The sequence below is a fragment of the Sphingobacterium siyangense genome (assembly GCF_023277505.1).
Taxonomy (GTDB): domain Bacteria; phylum Bacteroidota; class Bacteroidia; order Sphingobacteriales; family Sphingobacteriaceae; genus Sphingobacterium; species Sphingobacterium siyangense.
In genome coordinates this window covers 5,144,155-5,161,905 of sequence record NZ_CP080574.1, presented here as the reverse complement: position 1 = coordinate 5,161,905, position 17,751 = coordinate 5,144,155, and the positions used below count along the sequence as shown (strand labels likewise).

10 protein-coding genes are annotated in these 17,751 nt (G+C 42.4%); 8 read left to right on the top strand and 2 right to left on the bottom strand.

Annotated elements, in window-relative coordinates:
* Positions 1–37: 37 nt before the first annotated feature.
* The gene (locus tag K2F45_RS21725) at positions 38–823 is read left to right on the top strand and encodes a M48 family metallopeptidase (RefSeq protein WP_248932447.1); all 786 of its coding nucleotides are present in this window, start codon (positions 38–40) and stop codon (positions 821–823) included.
* A 76-nt stretch (positions 824–899) separates the two neighbouring features.
* Here K2F45_RS21725 and K2F45_RS21720 read toward each other — a convergent pair whose 3' ends face one another.
* Entirely contained in the window at positions 900–1,376 is a 477-nt protein-coding gene (locus K2F45_RS21720; protein ID WP_159731681.1) for a hypothetical protein, read from the bottom strand.
* Positions 1,377–1,841: 465 nt separating this feature from the next.
* Here K2F45_RS21720 and K2F45_RS21715 point away from each other — a divergent pair, with 465 nt between their 5' ends.
* The 7 genes from K2F45_RS21715 to K2F45_RS21685 all read left to right on the top strand — a co-directional run bounded on the left by K2F45_RS21715 (position 1,842) and on the right by K2F45_RS21685 (position 16,010).
* Positions 1,842–5,162, top strand: coding sequence for a TonB-dependent receptor (locus K2F45_RS21715; RefSeq protein WP_248932446.1), 3,321 nt, complete (start codon positions 1,842–1,844; stop codon positions 5,160–5,162).
* A gap of 358 nt (positions 5,163–5,520) precedes the next feature.
* Positions 5,521–6,660, top strand: coding sequence for a glycoside hydrolase family 88/105 protein (locus tag K2F45_RS21710; RefSeq protein ID WP_237241790.1), 1,140 nt, complete (start codon positions 5,521–5,523; stop codon positions 6,658–6,660).
* A gap of 6 nt (positions 6,661–6,666) precedes the next feature.
* On the top strand, positions 6,667–8,802 hold the full coding sequence (locus K2F45_RS21705; protein WP_248932445.1) for a glycoside hydrolase family 31 protein: 2,136 nt from the start codon (positions 6,667–6,669) through the stop codon (positions 8,800–8,802).
* Positions 8,803–9,006: 204 nt separating this feature from the next.
* Entirely contained in the window at positions 9,007–12,105 is a 3,099-nt protein-coding gene (locus K2F45_RS21700) for a SusC/RagA family TonB-linked outer membrane protein (protein WP_248932444.1), read from the top strand.
* Positions 12,106–12,163: 58 nt separating this feature from the next.
* Entirely contained in the window at positions 12,164–13,726 is a 1,563-nt protein-coding gene (locus K2F45_RS21695; protein WP_248932443.1) for a RagB/SusD family nutrient uptake outer membrane protein, read from the top strand.
* A 24-nt stretch (positions 13,727–13,750) separates the two neighbouring features.
* The gene (locus K2F45_RS21690; RefSeq protein WP_248932442.1) at positions 13,751–14,518 is read left to right on the top strand and encodes a hypothetical protein; all 768 of its coding nucleotides are present in this window, start codon (positions 13,751–13,753) and stop codon (positions 14,516–14,518) included.
* 28 nt (positions 14,519–14,546) lie between these two features.
* Positions 14,547–16,010, top strand: coding sequence for a polysaccharide lyase 6 family protein (locus K2F45_RS21685; RefSeq protein ID WP_248932441.1), 1,464 nt, complete (start codon positions 14,547–14,549; stop codon positions 16,008–16,010).
* A 398-nt stretch (positions 16,011–16,408) separates the two neighbouring features.
* Here K2F45_RS21685 and K2F45_RS21680 read toward each other — a convergent pair whose 3' ends face one another.
* A complete protein-coding gene (locus tag K2F45_RS21680) occupies positions 16,409–17,374 on the bottom strand; it encodes a DKNYY domain-containing protein (protein ID WP_248932440.1) in 966 nt (321 codons plus the stop codon).
* Positions 17,375–17,751: the final 377 nt, after the last annotated feature.

The following is a 17,751-nucleotide window of genomic DNA, read 5'->3' as shown; positions in this document are numbered from 1 at the left end:
ATATATACATATGAACGGAGTGTTTAAATATTCGGCTATGGTATTAGCATGTGTAACACTGGCATCGGGGTTGTCAGGTTGCGCAACTTCAGCAGTTACAGGAAAAAAATATTTGAAATTGGTCAGCGCAGATCAAGTGAACCAACAAGCTGCATTGGCTTATAAAGATTTCTTATCGAAAAATAACGCGAAGGTAGTAACCGGAACTGCAGATGCAGCCATGGTGAAACGCGTTGGTAACAAGCTTGCAACGGCGGTTAACCAGTATTTGCAAAGTACAGGTCGCGCAAATCAATTTAACTTCAACTGGGAGTTTAATTTGGTGAAGAGCGATGATGTGAATGCATGGTGTATGCCTGGGGGTAAAGTTGCGGTATATACCGGAATATTGCCGGTAACACGTACAGAAGCGGGGTTGGCAACAGTTATGGGGCACGAGATCGCCCATGCTATTGAGGAGCATTCGGTAGCTCAGGCTTCGAATCAGATTGCTTTACAATTAGGTGGACAGATTTTAGGATCAGCGGCAGGTGTATCTGGAAACAGTACGCTTGGTGTTTTTAACAATCTGTATGGTTTAGGTGGAAACTTGGCGCAATTGAAATTTTCAAGAAGCGATGAATCTGATGCGGATGCAGCAGGTTTGATTATTATGGCTTTGGCAGGTTATAATCCAAATGAGGCTGTAGATTTCTGGAAACGTATGGCTTCGGGTAGTCAAAAAGGGCAGCCTGAGTTTTTGAGTACGCACCCGAGTGATGAGCGACGGATTGCGGATATTCAGCGATTGATTCCAAACGCGATGAAATACTATAAAAAATAAAGAGTCAATACAATAAAAAAAGCGGAGTATGCACCTAGCATACTCCGCTTTTTTATAAGCCTTATTTATGAAAGTATTATACGCCCGCAAAAGCATCACTAATGCCGAGCACGACACCCACGACTAGCCCCATAAAATTAAAGGCGATGGTGATGATGACCATAATGCCAATAAATTTGTAATGCTTTTTGAGGGCATCTAAGCATAATTCGAGTTGGATACTGTCGCGATTTTCTATTGCTTTTTTTGCTTTAGATCCAAAATTATAGAGGTAATAGATGGGAAGGCAGAAGAAAGCAAGAAACAGGAGATAAAGTACACCGAATGTGGATAAAGCCCCTGCCGTTACATATTCGTCGGCCCCGAGTGATAATGCACTGGCTCCGAAGATTAGGCTGACCATGGTTATGGCAGATATGCCGATGAAAATAAAACAGACAATGGCCAAAAAATTGGCCCATTTGGCCGCTGAAGCCAAGAAGGAGAGCCCTGCAGGGGACAATTTAATGTCTGCAGGTTCTTGAAAAGAAGAATTTTGAATACCGTCTTCCATGAAGCATAAATTATTAGGTGCGCGAATTTCTGAAAAGTTCTCGGTTTTTGAAACATTTTTTATATAAACCATCGCGTCTATACAATCGTTTTGATTTTTTCGATCAGAATAGGTTACAGTGGCTCAAATTCGACAAGAAACTGAGTTGTTTAATAAAAGTCTCGATTGATAGGAAATTAGTTAAAAATTTTCAAAAAGTTAAATTCCGATTGGAAGAATGTTGTTACAAAAGATTTTTGCGGATTTGATGTGGAAAATTATTTTCGATCAGTTTGTGCGGAGGGGAATGCTGGTTTAAAACATGTTACAACGTTTTTTTTGCTGATAAATTGTATGTTAATATAGTAAAATTTGTCTGTATTTCATGAAGTATGTGTGGTTTAGTGTGTTAAGTTTATATTAAGTCCTTTGTAATTTGAAATCTCTTAGTAATTTTGCTTAACATTTTTTAACAAATCACATTATATGAAAAGATCTTTACTCTTTTTCGCTCTTGTTATGGCCAGCTATGGTGCTGTACAAGCTCAGGTTACAACAAGTAGCGTTACAGGTATTGTAAAAGAGTCAAACGGACAGTTCACATCGGGAGCAACAATTAAAGCTACGCACGTGCCATCAGGGACTGTTTATTCTGGCTCGGCTAACACTGCAGGTCGGTTCAACTTAGCTAATATGCGCGTTGGCGGACCTTACAAAATTGAAGTAACCTATGTAGGACAACAACCTATCGTGTATGAAGATGTTTATTTGCAATTAGGTGAACCATTCGTAGTAAATCCTGTTTTCGGCGATTCAGCGACTAATCTTGAAGAGGTAGTTGTTACAAGAGCTGGTGTTTTAAAAGGAGAGCGAAATGGAGCATCAACTATTGTTGGGCGTCGTCAGATCGAAAATTTGCCTACAATCACTAGAAGTGTAAATGATTTAACCCGTTTAACTCCGCAGGCTAATGGGACTGCAATTGGTGGTGGAAATTACCGTGCCAATAATTTCACTGTTGACGGTGCGAATTTCAATAACCAATTTGGTATTGGCCAAAATATTCCAGCAAATGGTTCTCCAATTTCTATTGATGCGATAGAGCAGATCTCAGTGAATGTAACTCCGTTTGATGTTCGTCAATCAGGTTTTACAGGTGCTTCAATCAATGCTGTAACACGTTCTGGTCGTAACGATTTCTTTGGATCAGCTTTTTATACTGGCCGATCAGACAAACAACAGGGAAATCGCGTAAATGATGTGGTATTTACACCAAATGACTTAAGTGTAAAGCAATATGGAGTAAGTTTGGGCGGTCCAATTATTAAGAACAAGTTATTCTTCTTTGTGAATGTTGAACAAATGAAGCAAACTGAGCCCGGACCAAATAGAGTTGCTTCCAATGATAATCTTGTATACGGCGTTGCAGGTACTCCATCCTATGTTGCAAGACCTACTGAAAAATTTATGAATGAAGTGGGGGATTATTTGAGAAGTACTTATGGTTATGATCCAGGTGCTTATCAAGGATATTCGAATAAAAGTAATAATGATAAGATATTCGCAAGGATAGATTGGAATATTTCTGACAATCATAAAATTAATTTCCGTTATAACCAGACAAAAGGAAAATCACCTAATACGATCAGCTCGTCCAATACCGGTGCAAATATACCTAGTGCGTATCCTACAAATCGTACGACAACCAATGCGATGACTTTCCAAAATTCAAATTATTGGCAAGAAACCAATTTGTACTCAGGAACAGTTGAATACACAGGTAAAATCGGTAATGTAAATCACTCTGCACGTTTATCGTATGTAAATCAGGATGAGCCAAGAAGCGTGATGGGAGATTTATTTCCGTTGGTGGATATTAGGGATGGAATTGCTGGAAATACAGGTAACGTCCTTGTTTCTTTTGGTCCAGACCCATTTACTTATGGAAATCTTCGCTCAGTAAAAACATGGACGGCAAATTATGATGCAAACTATACGTTGAATGATCATTATTTTACTGCAGGGCTTCAATACGAAACCTCGCGTACAAAAAATGGTTTCCAACGTTTTGGAACAGGATATTACATGTTTAATTCATGGGACGACTTTAAAGCCGGAAAACCTGCAATTAACTATGCGTTAACCTATCCGTTAACAGCTGATGGCTCACAAGCTTATCCAAGTTTTAAATTCGCACAATACTCGCTGTATTTGCAAGATCAATATACTGTTAATGAGAAATTGAAATTAACAGCAGGTGTACGTTTGGAACTTCCAACATATCCGGATGTATCAGAAATGAAAACTCACCCATTATTGCAGAGTTTAGATTTTGCAAATGGATTAAATTTGAATACTGGTGCAATGCCTAAATCACGCGTGATGGTTTCTCCTCGTTTTGGATTCAACTATGACGTTAGAGGAGATAGATCATTTATTGTCCGCGGTGGTACAGGTATATTTACAGGACGTATTCCATATGTTTGGATTGTAGCACAATCGGGAGATGCTGGAATGCTTCAATTTACCAAGACTTATCAAGTTGGGGACGCTAACATGCCTGCGTTTAGTCCAGATATCAAAGCAAATTATCCAGCTAATCCTGATGCACCAGGTACGACGTTGCCGGGAAATATGTCAGCTATGGATGTCAATCTTAAATTTCCTTCTACCTGGAAATCAAGTTTAGCAGTTGATTATAAGCTACCTTGGGGTGTAGTCGGTACAGTAGAAGCTATCTATAATAAAGATATCAATGCAGTTGTAGCTAAGAATGTGAATTTGGTTGATCCAACAGCAATGAGTATTGCTGGATATGGCGATTCTAGATATATTTTCCCAAATGCGAATGTCGATAAATACATTTATAAATTGGATAGCAAAACGAATTTACCTAGCAAAACTGCAACTGGTCAATTTATTCCAACCTATATGACTAATGTAAAAGGTGGACATTACTATTCGGTGACTGCCCAATTGCAAAAAAGCTTCGATAAAGGATTTTCAGGAATGATTGCTTATACAAGAAGTGGTGCTAGAAACTACGGTGATGGAGCTGGAGATCAAATTCAAAATTTATGGTCGATCCCTATGCAAGCAAATGGAAATTCTAACAATCCGGAGCTTGGATATACAACAAATATTGTCCCTAATCGTTTAATGGGGTCTGTAACCTATACAAATAATTGGATCGGCAAATTGAACACGTCAATGACTTTATTCTATATTGGTAGTTCAATGGGTAGATATTCTTACTCTTACAATGGAGACTTTAACCGTGATGGAATAAATAACAATGATTTGCTTTACATACCTAAAGATAGATCTGAGTTAAAATTTGTTGATATTGCGGCAGGAAATTCAAACTATGGTGGTATTGGTTATACTGCTAAAGAACAAGAAGAAATTTTCTGGAATCTGGTAGATGGTAATAAATATCTTAGCGACCATAAAGGAAAATCTGTTGAACGTAATGGAGCCGTTGCACCATGGAGACATCAGTTTGACTTCCACTTATCACAAGAAATCTTTAGAGGAATCGCGGGAGGAAATAATTCATTGGAGTTCTTCTGGGATGTGATGAACATTGGAAACTTATTTAATTCGTCTTGGGGTGTTTTCAAATTAAACAACAGTGCTTTATTGGCACCAGTTAATACTTCAAGTATAACGCCTGATGGTACAACCGTGCCAACGTTTAGAATGGGGTATGCAAATGGTGGTATCATTAAAGAATTGAACCGACCAAATGAAACAATTACTTCAACTTATTATATGCAGTTCGGTGTTAAATTTAAATTTAACTAAGAATAATATATAGTAAATTAATTTACGACACCCCAAAAGCTTGATAAAAGCTTTTGGGGTGTTTTTTGTTATAAAAAAGCTGATAATGAAGTAGCGCTTTTCGCCCACTATCCACCGTTATGGATGAAGCACGGATAAAGCACTCCCTAAGTATAGATATAGCACTGTTGACGCAAACGTTGCGTAAGTCTATTGGCAAAAGAGAAAAGTACAATAAGAGTACTTATTCCGTACAACTAAACTGCCGAAACGAACCCTGTCAAATACCAATCTTTCCACCTAAACGAACAAAAACTATCCCCTTAATACAGACTGGCTTGCTGATATTTGGGTTATAACTTAATTATAAACCCAACTGATGATGAAGCAGTTCTGTATGTCCATACTCCTGGGGATTGGCGTCTGCATGTCCCTTTGTGCATTTGCGCAAAGCACAGATCTCGTTAATTGGCCAGCGCAGGCTGACCCCAGATTAATAGGTGATCTCGTGGCTCAACGTTTTGTGGCAAGTCCGCATAACAGTTTTAAACCGCCAGCTCCGCCAAAAAACATTACTTATCCCGAAGTCTGCACTTGGTATGGAGCATTAAAGTATGCCGAAGTGAGCAATGATCAGAAATTGTTGACGCAATTGACAGAACGCTTTATGCCTTTGTTTGACACGGAAAAGCACCTTGTTCCGCGACCTTGGCATGTGGACTTTTCCGTCTTTGGAACGGTTCCGCTGGAAATCTATCTGCAAACGAAAAACAAGAAATGCTATACCATGGGAATGCGTTTTGCAAATGCACAATGGTCCATTCCGATTGACTCCCCTCAGGTTGTAAAAGACGGTTATCAGAAATTTCTCGATAAAGGACTTACCTGGCAGACCCGCTACTGGATTGACGATATGTATATGATTACCATGATTCAATCAAAGGCTTTTCAGGTAACGGGAGATCAGCACTATATTGATCGCGCAGCCCATGAAATGGTGGTCTACCTCGATACCATTCAAAAGGAAAATGGTCTTTTTTATCATGCACCGGATGCGCCTTTCTTTTGGGGCCGCGGGAATGGCTGGATGGCCGCGGGAATGAGCGAATTGCTGTTTTCATTAAAGAAAGATAACCCCAATAGACCCAAAATATTGGCTGCTTACCGCAAAATGATTACAAGTCTAAAGAAGTATCAGCGGCCGGACGGCCTTTGGGGGCAATTGATTGATAAACCTGAATCCTGGGTAGAAACTTCGGGTTCTGCCATGTTCACTTATGCCATTATTATGGGCATAAGACAGGGATGGCTCGATGCTAAGGAATATACGCCGATCGCACGCAAGGCATGGATTGCTCTGACGGGCTACATCAACAAAGATGGCGATATCAGCAACGTCTGTGAAGGTACCAACCGAAAAAATGATTACCAGTACTATCTCGATCGAAAACAGAAAACAGGGGATATGCACGGCCAGGCGCCCATACTTTGGTGTGTGTACGCCTTATTAAAAAAATAACCAGCTATGATAAGATTATGGACAATTTTGCTGCTTTTGTTTGCGATTGAAGCATCGGCACAACCTATTCGTTGGCAGGAACAATATCCCGGTGTTTGGAAAGGAACATTTGGCAAACCCGATAATTATACGCTGCTATCTGCAGCAGGGGCTACACCTCAAGCTGCGACCCTCGAACGGTTGCAGTCTGTCGATTTTCCATTGCCCAAGATGGAGGTGCATGCCGAACTGATCGATGGTAAAACATACCTGCGGTTCCCACTGCAAAAAAATGAACAGATCTACGGACTGGGACTTAATTTTCAGACGGTACATCAGCGGGGCAAGATTCTTAACCTGCATGTCGACCATTACGGTGGCAAAGATAATGGGCGCACCCATGCACCTGTTCCGTTCTACGTCTCTTCCAGAGGATATGGTGTATTGGTCAACTCAGCACAATATTTAACGTATTATGTGGGGACAGGTGTACGGAAAGATGCTAAAGTTCCCGCAGAAGTAAAAGATCGCAATACCGATAAAAGCTGGAACTCCCGGCCTTACTCCGATGCGGTGGAAGTATATGTCCCTGCAGAAGGGGCCGAAGTTTATGTATTTGCAGGCATCAATCCGCTTGATGCCATAAAACGCTATAACCTCTTTTGTGGCGGTGGTGCCCTGCCGCCGAAATGGGGGCTCGGTTTTACGCAACGTGTACAAAAGCTTTATACGGCAGATGAGGTGATCAAGGAGGTGGCGGAATTTGAGGAACATGGCTTTCCGCTTGATTTTATCGGTCTCGAACCCGGCTGGCAGTCCAAGGCTTACCCTTGTTCTTTTGAGTGGGATAAGGGACGTTTTCCAAACCCGGCAGCCTTGGTAAAGAAACTGGCCGATAAAGGTGTGCGTCTGAACCTATGGACAAACCCCTATATCTCTCCAGAATCTCCTATCAGTAAAGCGATTGAACCTTTTACCGGTTCACATACGGTGTGGAATGGAACTGTTCCTGATCTAAATCATCCAAACGCAAAACGCATCCTTGCAGGCCAATTGAGCCGTTCGCAGATCGATATCGGCATCAGCGGATATAAGATTGATGAAGTCGATGGTTACGACTACTACCTTTGGCCCGATATGGCCAAATTTCCCTCGGGTATCAGTGGTATACAGATGCGGCAAACCTATGGTGTACTTGCACAAAAATTGACCGACAGTCTATACCGCCAGCACAACAAACGGACGTTTGGACTGGTGCGTGCATCCAACGCCGGAGCCAACAACATGCCCTATGTAATCTATAACGACTATTATAGTCATCAAGACTTTATTACAGCGCTGGTCAATAGTGGATTTTGCGGCGTACTGTGGACACCAGAGGTAAGGGGTTCCAAAACAGGCGAGGAATGGTTGCGCCGTTTCCAGACTGTTGTATTCTCACCAATGGCCATGATCAATGCTTGGTCGAGTGGAACAAAACCCTGGTCTTTTCCTGAAGTGGCCGAAAAAGTGAAGTACTATGCGCAGTTGCGGATGGAATTGATGCCTTATCTCTATTCTGAATTTGCAAAATACCATTTTGAAGGAACACCTCCCTTTCGGGCCATGGTGCTGGAAGAGGGATTTCAGGGACAAACAAACGCAAGCCTGAGCAATCAGGATCTGGAAACAAATCCTTATCTGGAAGCGGTAAACAAGGAGGTAAAAGATCAGTACATGTGTGGCGAATATCTGTTGGTGGCGCCTTTATTTACAGGCGAATCGACTAGAAAGGTGCTTTTGCCTAAGGGTAACTGGTACGATTTCTATTCGGGCCGTTATGTCGGTAATGGCGAGGAAATCGTTGCCAAACCCGAAGACGATCGGATACCCGTCTATGTAAAAGATGGTGGCATTATTCCAATGACGACAGCACGGCTTCATGTGCCTGCAGCAGGAGAAAAAGTAAACCTGATTATCCGACATTATGGGGAGAAGGAGGGGATGTATAACCTGTATGACGATGATGGTCTGAGTTTCGATTATGAGAAAGGGGCCTATTCTTGGCGTAGGATTGTCCTGAAAAGAAATGCGTCCGGGAAACTGGAAGGCGATATCTCGGCACTAGCCAAAAATAAACCGAATACGATAGGTACAGTAAAGTTTGAATTTATGGGACAATGATATTGTTTCGAACAATAAGCTATGTTTTGAGCCCCTAAAAACCATTTTTTACCGCTAAAAAGACCAAAAAATACACTGTTTAACCTCGCAGATTGACTGATATTTGAGGTAACTGATTATAAAAAATAACCAATTTATTAAATGCATGGCTGGGTTATCGATCATCTTCTCATGATAGACAATCGCCATAAAAACTGATTTATTATGATAAAAAGTATCACAAAAATGGGGTGCTTTGTACTCTTCCTATTTCTAGCCTTGGGGAGTATAGGCTTACCGGTCTTTGCCCAACAAAACATTCGGCTTTCGGGAAAGGTGACCAACAAAAAAGGAGAGGCATTGCAGGGAGTCACTGTTCGTATCAAAGGGAAAAGTCAGGGGACAAGTACAGATGCCACGGGGAAGTATCAGCTTGATGTTGCACCATCCAGTACCGTTGTCTTTAGTCAAGTAGGCATGAAAGAGCAGGAGCGTACTGTCGGTAACCAGCGACAACTTGATGTCACGTTGGAAGATAGTGACAATGCGCTGGATGAAATTGTTGTTACGGGCTATGGTGGTGTTGCAAAGAAACGTGACCTCACAGGCGCTATATCTTCCGTCAATGCAAAGAAAATCGAAGAGCGTCAACCCATTAATCTTTTTGATGCCTTGCAGGGGCAGGCTGCCGGAGTCCTTATTGTCAATGACGGTGGTGGGGCACCTGGGGCGACAGGATCTATTCAGGTGCGGGGTACCTCCACGTTGAATGGGGGAAATGGTCCTTTATATCTGGTCGATGGAGTAATTAACCCCGATGGTGCCACCATAAATCCAACAGATATCGAAAATATCGAGGTCCTCAAAGATGCTGCTTCGGCATCTATTTATGGATCGCGTGCAGCCAATGGCGTAATCCTCATCACAACCAAGCGCGGATCCGAAGGAAGACCCATGGTTAATGTCAATTACAATCATCTTTTCGGGCGTCTAGCCCATTATATCCCGGTAAGTAACTCTGCTGAAGTAAGGGCTTTCCGGTATATTCAAGGCCTCAATACCAATACGGATTCCATCAACCCAAGTTTCAATTCGGATAACGATTTACAAAGACTCTTGTTGGGAAATCTTGCTCAAAAGAAAGAAATCAAGATGAGCGTATCAGGTGGTCAGAAAAATCTCCGTTACTACAGCAGTTTGAATTACCTGGATGATAAATCGATCATCTTGAATAGTTACGCCAAACGGTTACAGTCACGTATCAATGTTGAATATCAGTTTTCATCCAAATTGAGGTATTCCAACAATATTTCTTTTTCCTGGCAAAAAGGCAATACGATTCCAATCGGCAATACGATCCGCGTCGTCATGGATCGTCCGGCTTATTCCTTGATTTACTATCCTGATGGCTCTTTAACAAGCTACATCGGTTCGAAGCGAAATCCTGTCGCCAACGCCTTGTTTGAAAAAAATATCGATGAAACCTATTCCGGGCAATTGAACAACCAGTTGGATTATCAAATTCGTGACGACCTGAAATTTACGACCTTGTTTAATGTGCGGTTGGACAATTTACAGAATACCCAATTCTCACCACGTTTTTTATCAGCAAACAAGGATCAGAATAGCGGAACAAACGAGTTTAATAAAACGTTCACTTGGGAGTTTCAATCTTATCTAAATTATAACAAGACTTTTGCACAGGACCATAATGTCACGGCCTTATTGGGATTCAGTTCGGATCGCAGACGCTATGACCGTTTTCATTCTGAATATATGAATAGCGTCAATGAGGAAGTTCTGGTGACTTTTCCGGATTACCTCACGCCGTCAAAAACCTATACCACAGCAACGGCCAACGCTTCTGCCTCCGTTTTTAGCCGTATTGGCTACAATTACAAAGGACGTTATCTCGTTCAGGGATCCTACAGAAGGGATGGTTCATCGCGGTTCGGCGCAGCAAATAAATGGGGAAACTTTCTCTCAGCATCTGCTGCCTGGCGTTTTTCGGACGAGAATTTTATGAAATGGGCGAAGCCGGCATTGGTAGATGCTAAATTAAGATACAGCATTGGACAGCTTGGAAACGATAAAGTAGGCGATTATGAATCGTATACAAAAGTGGCCTTCGGCGGGTCCTATAATGGTGTCGGCGGAGCTGCATTGACCAGTACATTTGGAAATAATCGGATCAAATGGGAAACAACCACCCAGAACAATGTGGGCTTAGACCTGACTTTCTTAAATGGCCGATTAGGATTTACGGCAGATTACTATGTCAAGACCACCACCGATCTACTGTATCCACGGGAGCTTGCCAAGGAAACTGGTTATGCAAAAGTGAATGTCAACCTGGGAACGATTCGCAACCGCGGAATGGAGTTTGTAATTAGTGGAAAACCAATCGTAACACCTGATTTCAGCTGGGAAGTGAATGGTAATATTTCTTTTGAACGCGGTAAGATCGTGAAGCTGGCAGATGGAATTCCATTTTTCCCGGGCAATAAATGGTATGCAGAAGAAGGCGGCCGTATCGGAAATTTCTATGGCTGGCGCAATTTAGGGGTTTATGCCTGGGACGAGTCCAACGCCTACAATGATAATTGGGAGAAATTGACACTCGTACTTGACGATCAGGGTAAACCGATGTATCGTGATGGAAAAGCAGTCTATACCTTCAATGGTAGTGATTACCAGGGTACAGTACATCAGCTATATGCGCCCGATGGTAAACTGAAAGGTGGAGATGCAGAATGGCTTAACAATAAGAAAGATAGTTTGATCAATGACGAAGACCGCATGATCCTCGGCAATGCGACACCAAATTTCTACTTTGGTTTTATGCAGACCTTTAGATACAAACGATTTACCCTAAATGTACTGTTTAACGGTTCTTTTGGTGGTGAAGTTTACAATGCGCTGCTGCAACGTCAAAATTATCCGAGCAACACAGGAGCAGGCTCTCCGGATATGGTCTATAATGTATGGCGCAAACCCGGCGATGTGGCCAAATATCCAAATTATGTGGAGAGAAACAACCGTGGAAATCTAAAAACAAACCAGAATAGCCTTTATATCGAAGATGCAACATTTGTTCGTCTGTCAAGTGCACGGTTGGCCTATACCTTCGATCCGCAGTTAATCAACAGATTAAAAATGAAAGGGCTTACAGCCTTCGTTTATGGAAGCAACCTGTTGACATGGACCAATTATAGGGGCTACGATCCCGAATTCAGTACAAACAATCCGCTGACACCGGGAGAGGACGATGGCCGTTATCCGAGGAGACGGGAGTTTGGATTTGGCGTAAATATCAATTTTTAGCATTTATCGATTAGGGTAAGTTCCGTCTGAAGGATGGGACAGATAAAATATTTTTGACATGAAAACAAAGATCTTAGCACTGTTACTGCTGTCAGCTACATTGGGGGGCTGTAACAAATTTTTGGAAGAGAAACCGCTGGCCGAAGTTGCGCTGGACCAGCATTATAAAAACTTATACGATGTGCAGGCCGCAATAGCCGGAATGTATAGCGCCTTTCAGCTCGAAATGGTCGGTAAGGGGAATTATCAGGATAACAAAGACAATTATCTCGAAAAATACCTGTATTGGGGCGAGTATCGTGCCGATAATTTTGACCGTGCAATTAGTTACACCAAAGACTATGTGGACGAGATCGTATTAAATAGCCTTACGCCAACCAACCAGTTTTCAGACTGGAGCGGGCTCTATACCGCCATCGGGCGTATCAATAACAATATCAAGTATATTCCAAAGGCAGCGGAATTGGATAGCCGTATTAGCCCGGAGATGCTTAAGGATTATCTCGCGCAGTGTTATGCGCTTCGAGCGATGTGTTATTTCTATCTCGTCCGTGTATGGGGCGATGCTCCGATATGGCTTGAACCTTATGAGGATGTACAGCAGCCTGCAGCCAGCGCACGTGAACCGAAAGATAAGATATTGAACGAGGTCATTATTCCAGATCTGGAAAAAGCCTATTCTCTGGTCGATAAAGATGCGAAAAACGCCCTATGGACAATCGGAGGAGCAGGAATATGTGCGATCATGGTTGATGTGTATATGTGGAAAAAGGACTATCAAAATGCAACAAAATGGATCACACGCCTGTTTTTGACAAAGTCTCCTACAGGAGTGAGCTATGCCGGAACCAATGAAACCAATTTGCAGGATGGCGCAAGCTGGAAAACTATTTTTGTCAATCCAACTTCGAGTAAAGAAACGATTTGGAGTATCCATTGGGATTACTTAAAAAATGGCTGTGCCTGTATGCAAACGTCGTGGTCCCCCAATAATAAGCAGATCATAGTCGATGAAGGAGTGTGGGCAACCTGGTTTCAGCCACAAACGACAACCTCGCCAAGTCCTGATATTCGACCTCAGCAAACATTGGATGTCTATTTTGGATTGCCAAGCAACAAGAGAGATCGCTTTATCAAGTGGTATCCAACCGATGCCAATCCAACCAAAGCGGATCCATGGCCGGTGACAAATCAGGCCCTGCCAGTTTATTTGACCATGTACCGACTGAGTGACATGTATCTCTTATACGCTGAAGCGTTGAATGGCCTCGGTGACCGAACCAATGCCCTGAAATATTTAAACTTTGTCCGCAAGCGTGCACGCCTGCCACAGTATGATGCGAATGATGACTCTATTGCTACAAGCTACCAGTTGGAAACAGCGATTTTGGATGAACGTCGTCTGGAACTTTTTGGTGAAGGTAAAAGGTGGTTTGATCTGGTGCGCACTGGACGTGTGAAGGACGTGATGGACCCAATCTTGAAACGTAGACAGGAAGAAGCGGGTAATTTAGAAAAACCTGGATTCCTAGATCCAACAAACAGAGTGTATTGGCCTATTCACCGGAATGTTTTAAACTCCAATAAATCATTGGTTCAAAACCCAGGATATACAGATTAACAGAAGAATTTAAATCAGAGAGTCATGAAAAGAATGTTTAAGACCAAATGGACATATAGCGCTATCATCGTGGTGAGTCTATTAATGACAAGTTGTTCACTATTCGATTTGGAACTGCAAAAAGATTACGACTACGAACATAAAACCTTAGATCCCAATATCGGGATAAGTGCACGAAAATTTTTGGAGAACCGATCTTACGAGACTGTAGAAAATCCAACGGATACAGTTTTCAAATGGATGCGGAAAGGCTTAGAGTATGCCGAAATTCCTTTGGAAGAATTTGAAAAAAACGATCGAACCTTTATTTTCTTACATAACGAAGCTATAAAGACCTGGGATACTAAAACGAAGAAGGTGACAGCAGGCCTGTTTTTTGACTTTCCAATTGTGACCGGAGTGGACGGAACAGGCAAACCGATTACGAGACCGGCAACAAAATGGGAAGAATACAACAAAGATGATGTCCGCAACTACTTTCTTTACCTGATGCTACAAGGGAATTACAACTTCGATAAGCTGACCATTGAAAATACAAAAGCCAAAACGATGCTTCCAGCTAATACGGCTGCCAGCAAAAGCTCTTTATTGGGATACATGAATGAAGGCAAAGGTTTTGATCAAGAAGGACTGATGGTGTTACGTCTGGTCAATAACAGTGATTTGGCGCCGATTCAGATTAACAATAAAACAACCAATCGATCCGGGGGCTATATTGTGACGAATGGTGTGGTTCATGTCTTTGGAAGCAAGGGCAATACAACAGTTTATCCTTTTTCGGGAGCACTTTAACGAAAGAACCTTTTAAACAAATTTAAATATGATCAAAAAGAATTCAGTCATTGCTTCACTTCTGCTGCTATTGGCGGTAGGGACTAGCTGTGAGAAATCGCCAGCCGAAAAACTCACTTTAAACAGTATTGCCTGTGTGCAATGCCACAGCATTCAGTCGGCAGCGGATCTTCAGGCACTGAGCTTACAGCCCGGAGACACGGTCATTATGAAGTCCGGCCAATGGACCAACCAGGAACTAACCTTCAGTGCTCAGGGGACAAAACAGCAGCCTATTGTATTGATGGCAGAGCAGCGGGGGGCAGTTATCATGAAAGGTACTTCTTCCGTTAGTATCACGGGACAATGGTTAGTTGTGGATGGACTTGTATTCCAGGAAGGGTATACGACAGGCAAAAATGTGGTGGATTTTACTTCTTCCTCTTCAAACTGCCGCCTTACCAATACGTCAATTGTGGACTATAATCCACCGGCAGCAACGACCGACTACCGTTGGGTTTCCATCAATGGTTCCTATCATCGCATTGACCACTGCTTTTTAAAAGGAAAGACCCATCAGGGGCCGACCATGGTCGTATGGGGAACCAGTAAACCAATGAAACACCGGATCGATCACAACTTCTTTGGTGAGCGTGCTGCAGTACCGGACAATGGTGGGGAAACCATCCGTGTCGGAACCAGCGATTGGTCGATGACAAATGCACTTACAACCATTGAAGATAATATTTTCCAGCGCTGTAACGGCGAAACGGAAATTATATCCAATAAGATGGGAGCCGATACGATCCGCAACAACTATTTCTATGAAAGCCAGGGAACCCTTTGTCTGCGGCATGGCAATGGATCAGCCGTTTATGGTAACTATTTTGTTGGTAATGGCAATAGTGCCGCTGGCGGTATTCGTATCATCGGTGAAGATCATCTTGTCTACAACAATTACTTCCAGAATATGGCCGGCACGGGACAAAAAGCTGCGTTGGCCATCATGGACGGTGTACCAAATTCACCTTTAAGCGGTTACTTTCAGGTAAAACGCGTGAAAGTTGTTGCCAATACAATGATCAAGTGTAAGCAGTCATTTGATATAGGTTCAGGCAAAGGTGGCAATAGCCGGACATTGCCGCCAACGGATGGGCATATCGCAAATAACGTGGTTTCTCAATCTGCCCAATCTACCATGTTGACCTTTACCGATCAACCGGTCAATTTTGTGTATCAGGGAAACATCGTTTTTGATGTACCGACAAGTCAACAGCTGCCGGCTGGATTTACCCGAGTTAATCCTCAATACACACTAACAACAGATGGCATCTATGAGCCTACGAGTAGCAGCCCGGTATTGGGTGCCTTTGTGGGGAATTATCCTTTTGCAGCAGCGGCAGATGCTGGAGCGCCTAAATTGGATACAAAACATCGCGATCTGCTGAAAGCCCAAAATATAGGCCCTGTATTTATGACCGGCCTGGGAAATAGCTTGGTTATTAATCCTTAAATGACCCTAAACATTACTTTATGCGGGGAATAAATCGTTTATTCCTCGCTTTTTTTACGGTAAACAATGCTTGTATTTGCCGCATATAATTTTGAGATCAAGGGCAACAATATACTGCTACCAAATTATACCTAAAACCAATTTTTAATCAGTATTTAGACAGTAATCAGTCAGTGTTTGTTCAGTCATCACTGAGTAAGCACTGAACGAGCACTGAACAATCACTGTAAAAAGGCCGAACTTGGTCACCATCAGGTTTTCGTTTGCTTATACTATCTTTCCGTGGATTGGCCGTTGTTCAATGAATTCCTGTTGCGCAACTGAAGCTACTCTGGGCTTATCGAAAAAATTAAATACAAGGCCAAAATGGTCGGTATCAACATTATTATAGAATAAAATTAATCCAATTTTTCGCCCCGATAAAACTTCGTATACGCATCCCGTGCATAGCCGTTGTCTAAGTACTCAAACGTGCTAGCACCGGCTCCCTTTAACTCCTGGCCGCGATAGAAAACTGCCCAGGAGTCTTTTGCATAACCTCCTCCAAGCGCTTTAAATGTAGATGGCGAGGCACCCTTAACCTTTACCCCCTGATAATAAACTGTCCAGGGATCTGCCGCATAGCCGTTTCCGATTAATTTGAACGAGTTGGGGCTGCCGCCCTCGACTTTGACTCCGCGGTAAAAAAGATTCCAGGCGTCTTTGGCATAGCCATCATCAAGGTATGCAAAGGTTGAAGCAGAAGCCTCTTCCACTTTCTGATTTTTATAAAAAACAGACCAATTGTCCTTAGCGTATTGACCGCCAAGGGGCTGTGTCGTAGGACCAGAAAATTTATCATTCTTTTCGCCCCTATAATAGCTCGACCAATTATCTTTTGCATAACCGCGGCCGAGATTTTCAAAGCTTGAAGCATTGGCTCCATTAATTTCCTTGCCTAAATAGTAAGCTTTCCAGGGGTCTTTGCTGTAACCATTTCCCAATACCTTGAAGGAAGACGCTGTTGCGTTTGACAATGGCTTGCCATAAAAATAAACCTTCCAGGCATCGCTGGCATAACCGTCTCCCAGGAATTGAAAAGTGGACGGGCTTGCATCAGCTATTATTGCTCCTCGAAAATAAACCTTCCAGGTATCCTTTGCATAACCCGAACCTAAAAATTGAAATGAACCGGCATTGGCGTTCGGAATTTCTTTACCGCGATAATAAACGCGTGATCCGATTTTGCTGTAACCATCGCCCAGATGATCCTGAAGCAAAAGGGTAGTACGGTTATATTGCGCAATATTTGCACAAATAGCCTGTGTGGCAGTAGTCAACAAAAGAAGAACGAGCATAGTTTTAAATGGGACTTTTGTCATCATATAGGGCATCGGGTTAAATTTGAAAGCAAATGATCATGGTGTACTCTTGTTAATGAGACCCGGTAATACTCGTAAAGTTTAGTCATTAATTAAATTTTTTTGTACGCTATCTTGCCCTTGTTCCGAGATCGGTCTGCTGTTTGTTTGCTGATTCTTTGCTGTTCCTCTGCTGTTTGATTGGTGGTTGTTTACCGTTTCTTTGCTTATTCTTCGGGTCTTCTTCGTATCTGCTTCGAGAATGGTTTGCTATTCGTTTGCCGTTTCTTTGGTGTTTCTTCGCTGTTTCTCTGCTAAAACGGTAATTAAATAGCAACCAATCGGCAGAGAATAGGCAAAGAATAAGCAAGCAAGGGGGCCAGTAAGTCCCTAGCATACCT

Coding starts and splice junctions, on each gene's coding strand:
- K2F45_RS21690 (WP_248932442.1), top strand. CDS start 13,751: ATGAAAAGAATGTTTAAGACCAAATGGACATATAGCGCTATCATCGTG.
- K2F45_RS21700 (WP_248932444.1), top strand. CDS start 9,007: ATGATAAAAAGTATCACAAAAATGGGGTGCTTTGTACTCTTCCTATTT.
- K2F45_RS21720 (WP_159731681.1), bottom strand. CDS start 1,376: ATGGAAGACGGTATTCAAAATTCTTCTTTTCAAGAACCTGCAGACATT.
- K2F45_RS21710 (WP_237241790.1), top strand. CDS start 5,521: ATGATGAAGCAGTTCTGTATGTCCATACTCCTGGGGATTGGCGTCTGC.
- K2F45_RS21695 (WP_248932443.1), top strand. CDS start 12,164: ATGAAAACAAAGATCTTAGCACTGTTACTGCTGTCAGCTACATTGGGG.
- K2F45_RS21680 (WP_248932440.1), bottom strand. CDS start 17,374: ATGATGACAAAAGTCCCATTTAAAACTATGCTCGTTCTTCTTTTGTTG.
- K2F45_RS21685 (WP_248932441.1), top strand. CDS start 14,547: ATGATCAAAAAGAATTCAGTCATTGCTTCACTTCTGCTGCTATTGGCG.
- K2F45_RS21715 (WP_248932446.1), top strand. CDS start 1,842: ATGAAAAGATCTTTACTCTTTTTCGCTCTTGTTATGGCCAGCTATGGT.
- K2F45_RS21725 (WP_248932447.1), top strand. CDS start 38: ATGGTATTAGCATGTGTAACACTGGCATCGGGGTTGTCAGGTTGCGCA.
- K2F45_RS21705 (WP_248932445.1), top strand. CDS start 6,667: ATGATAAGATTATGGACAATTTTGCTGCTTTTGTTTGCGATTGAAGCA.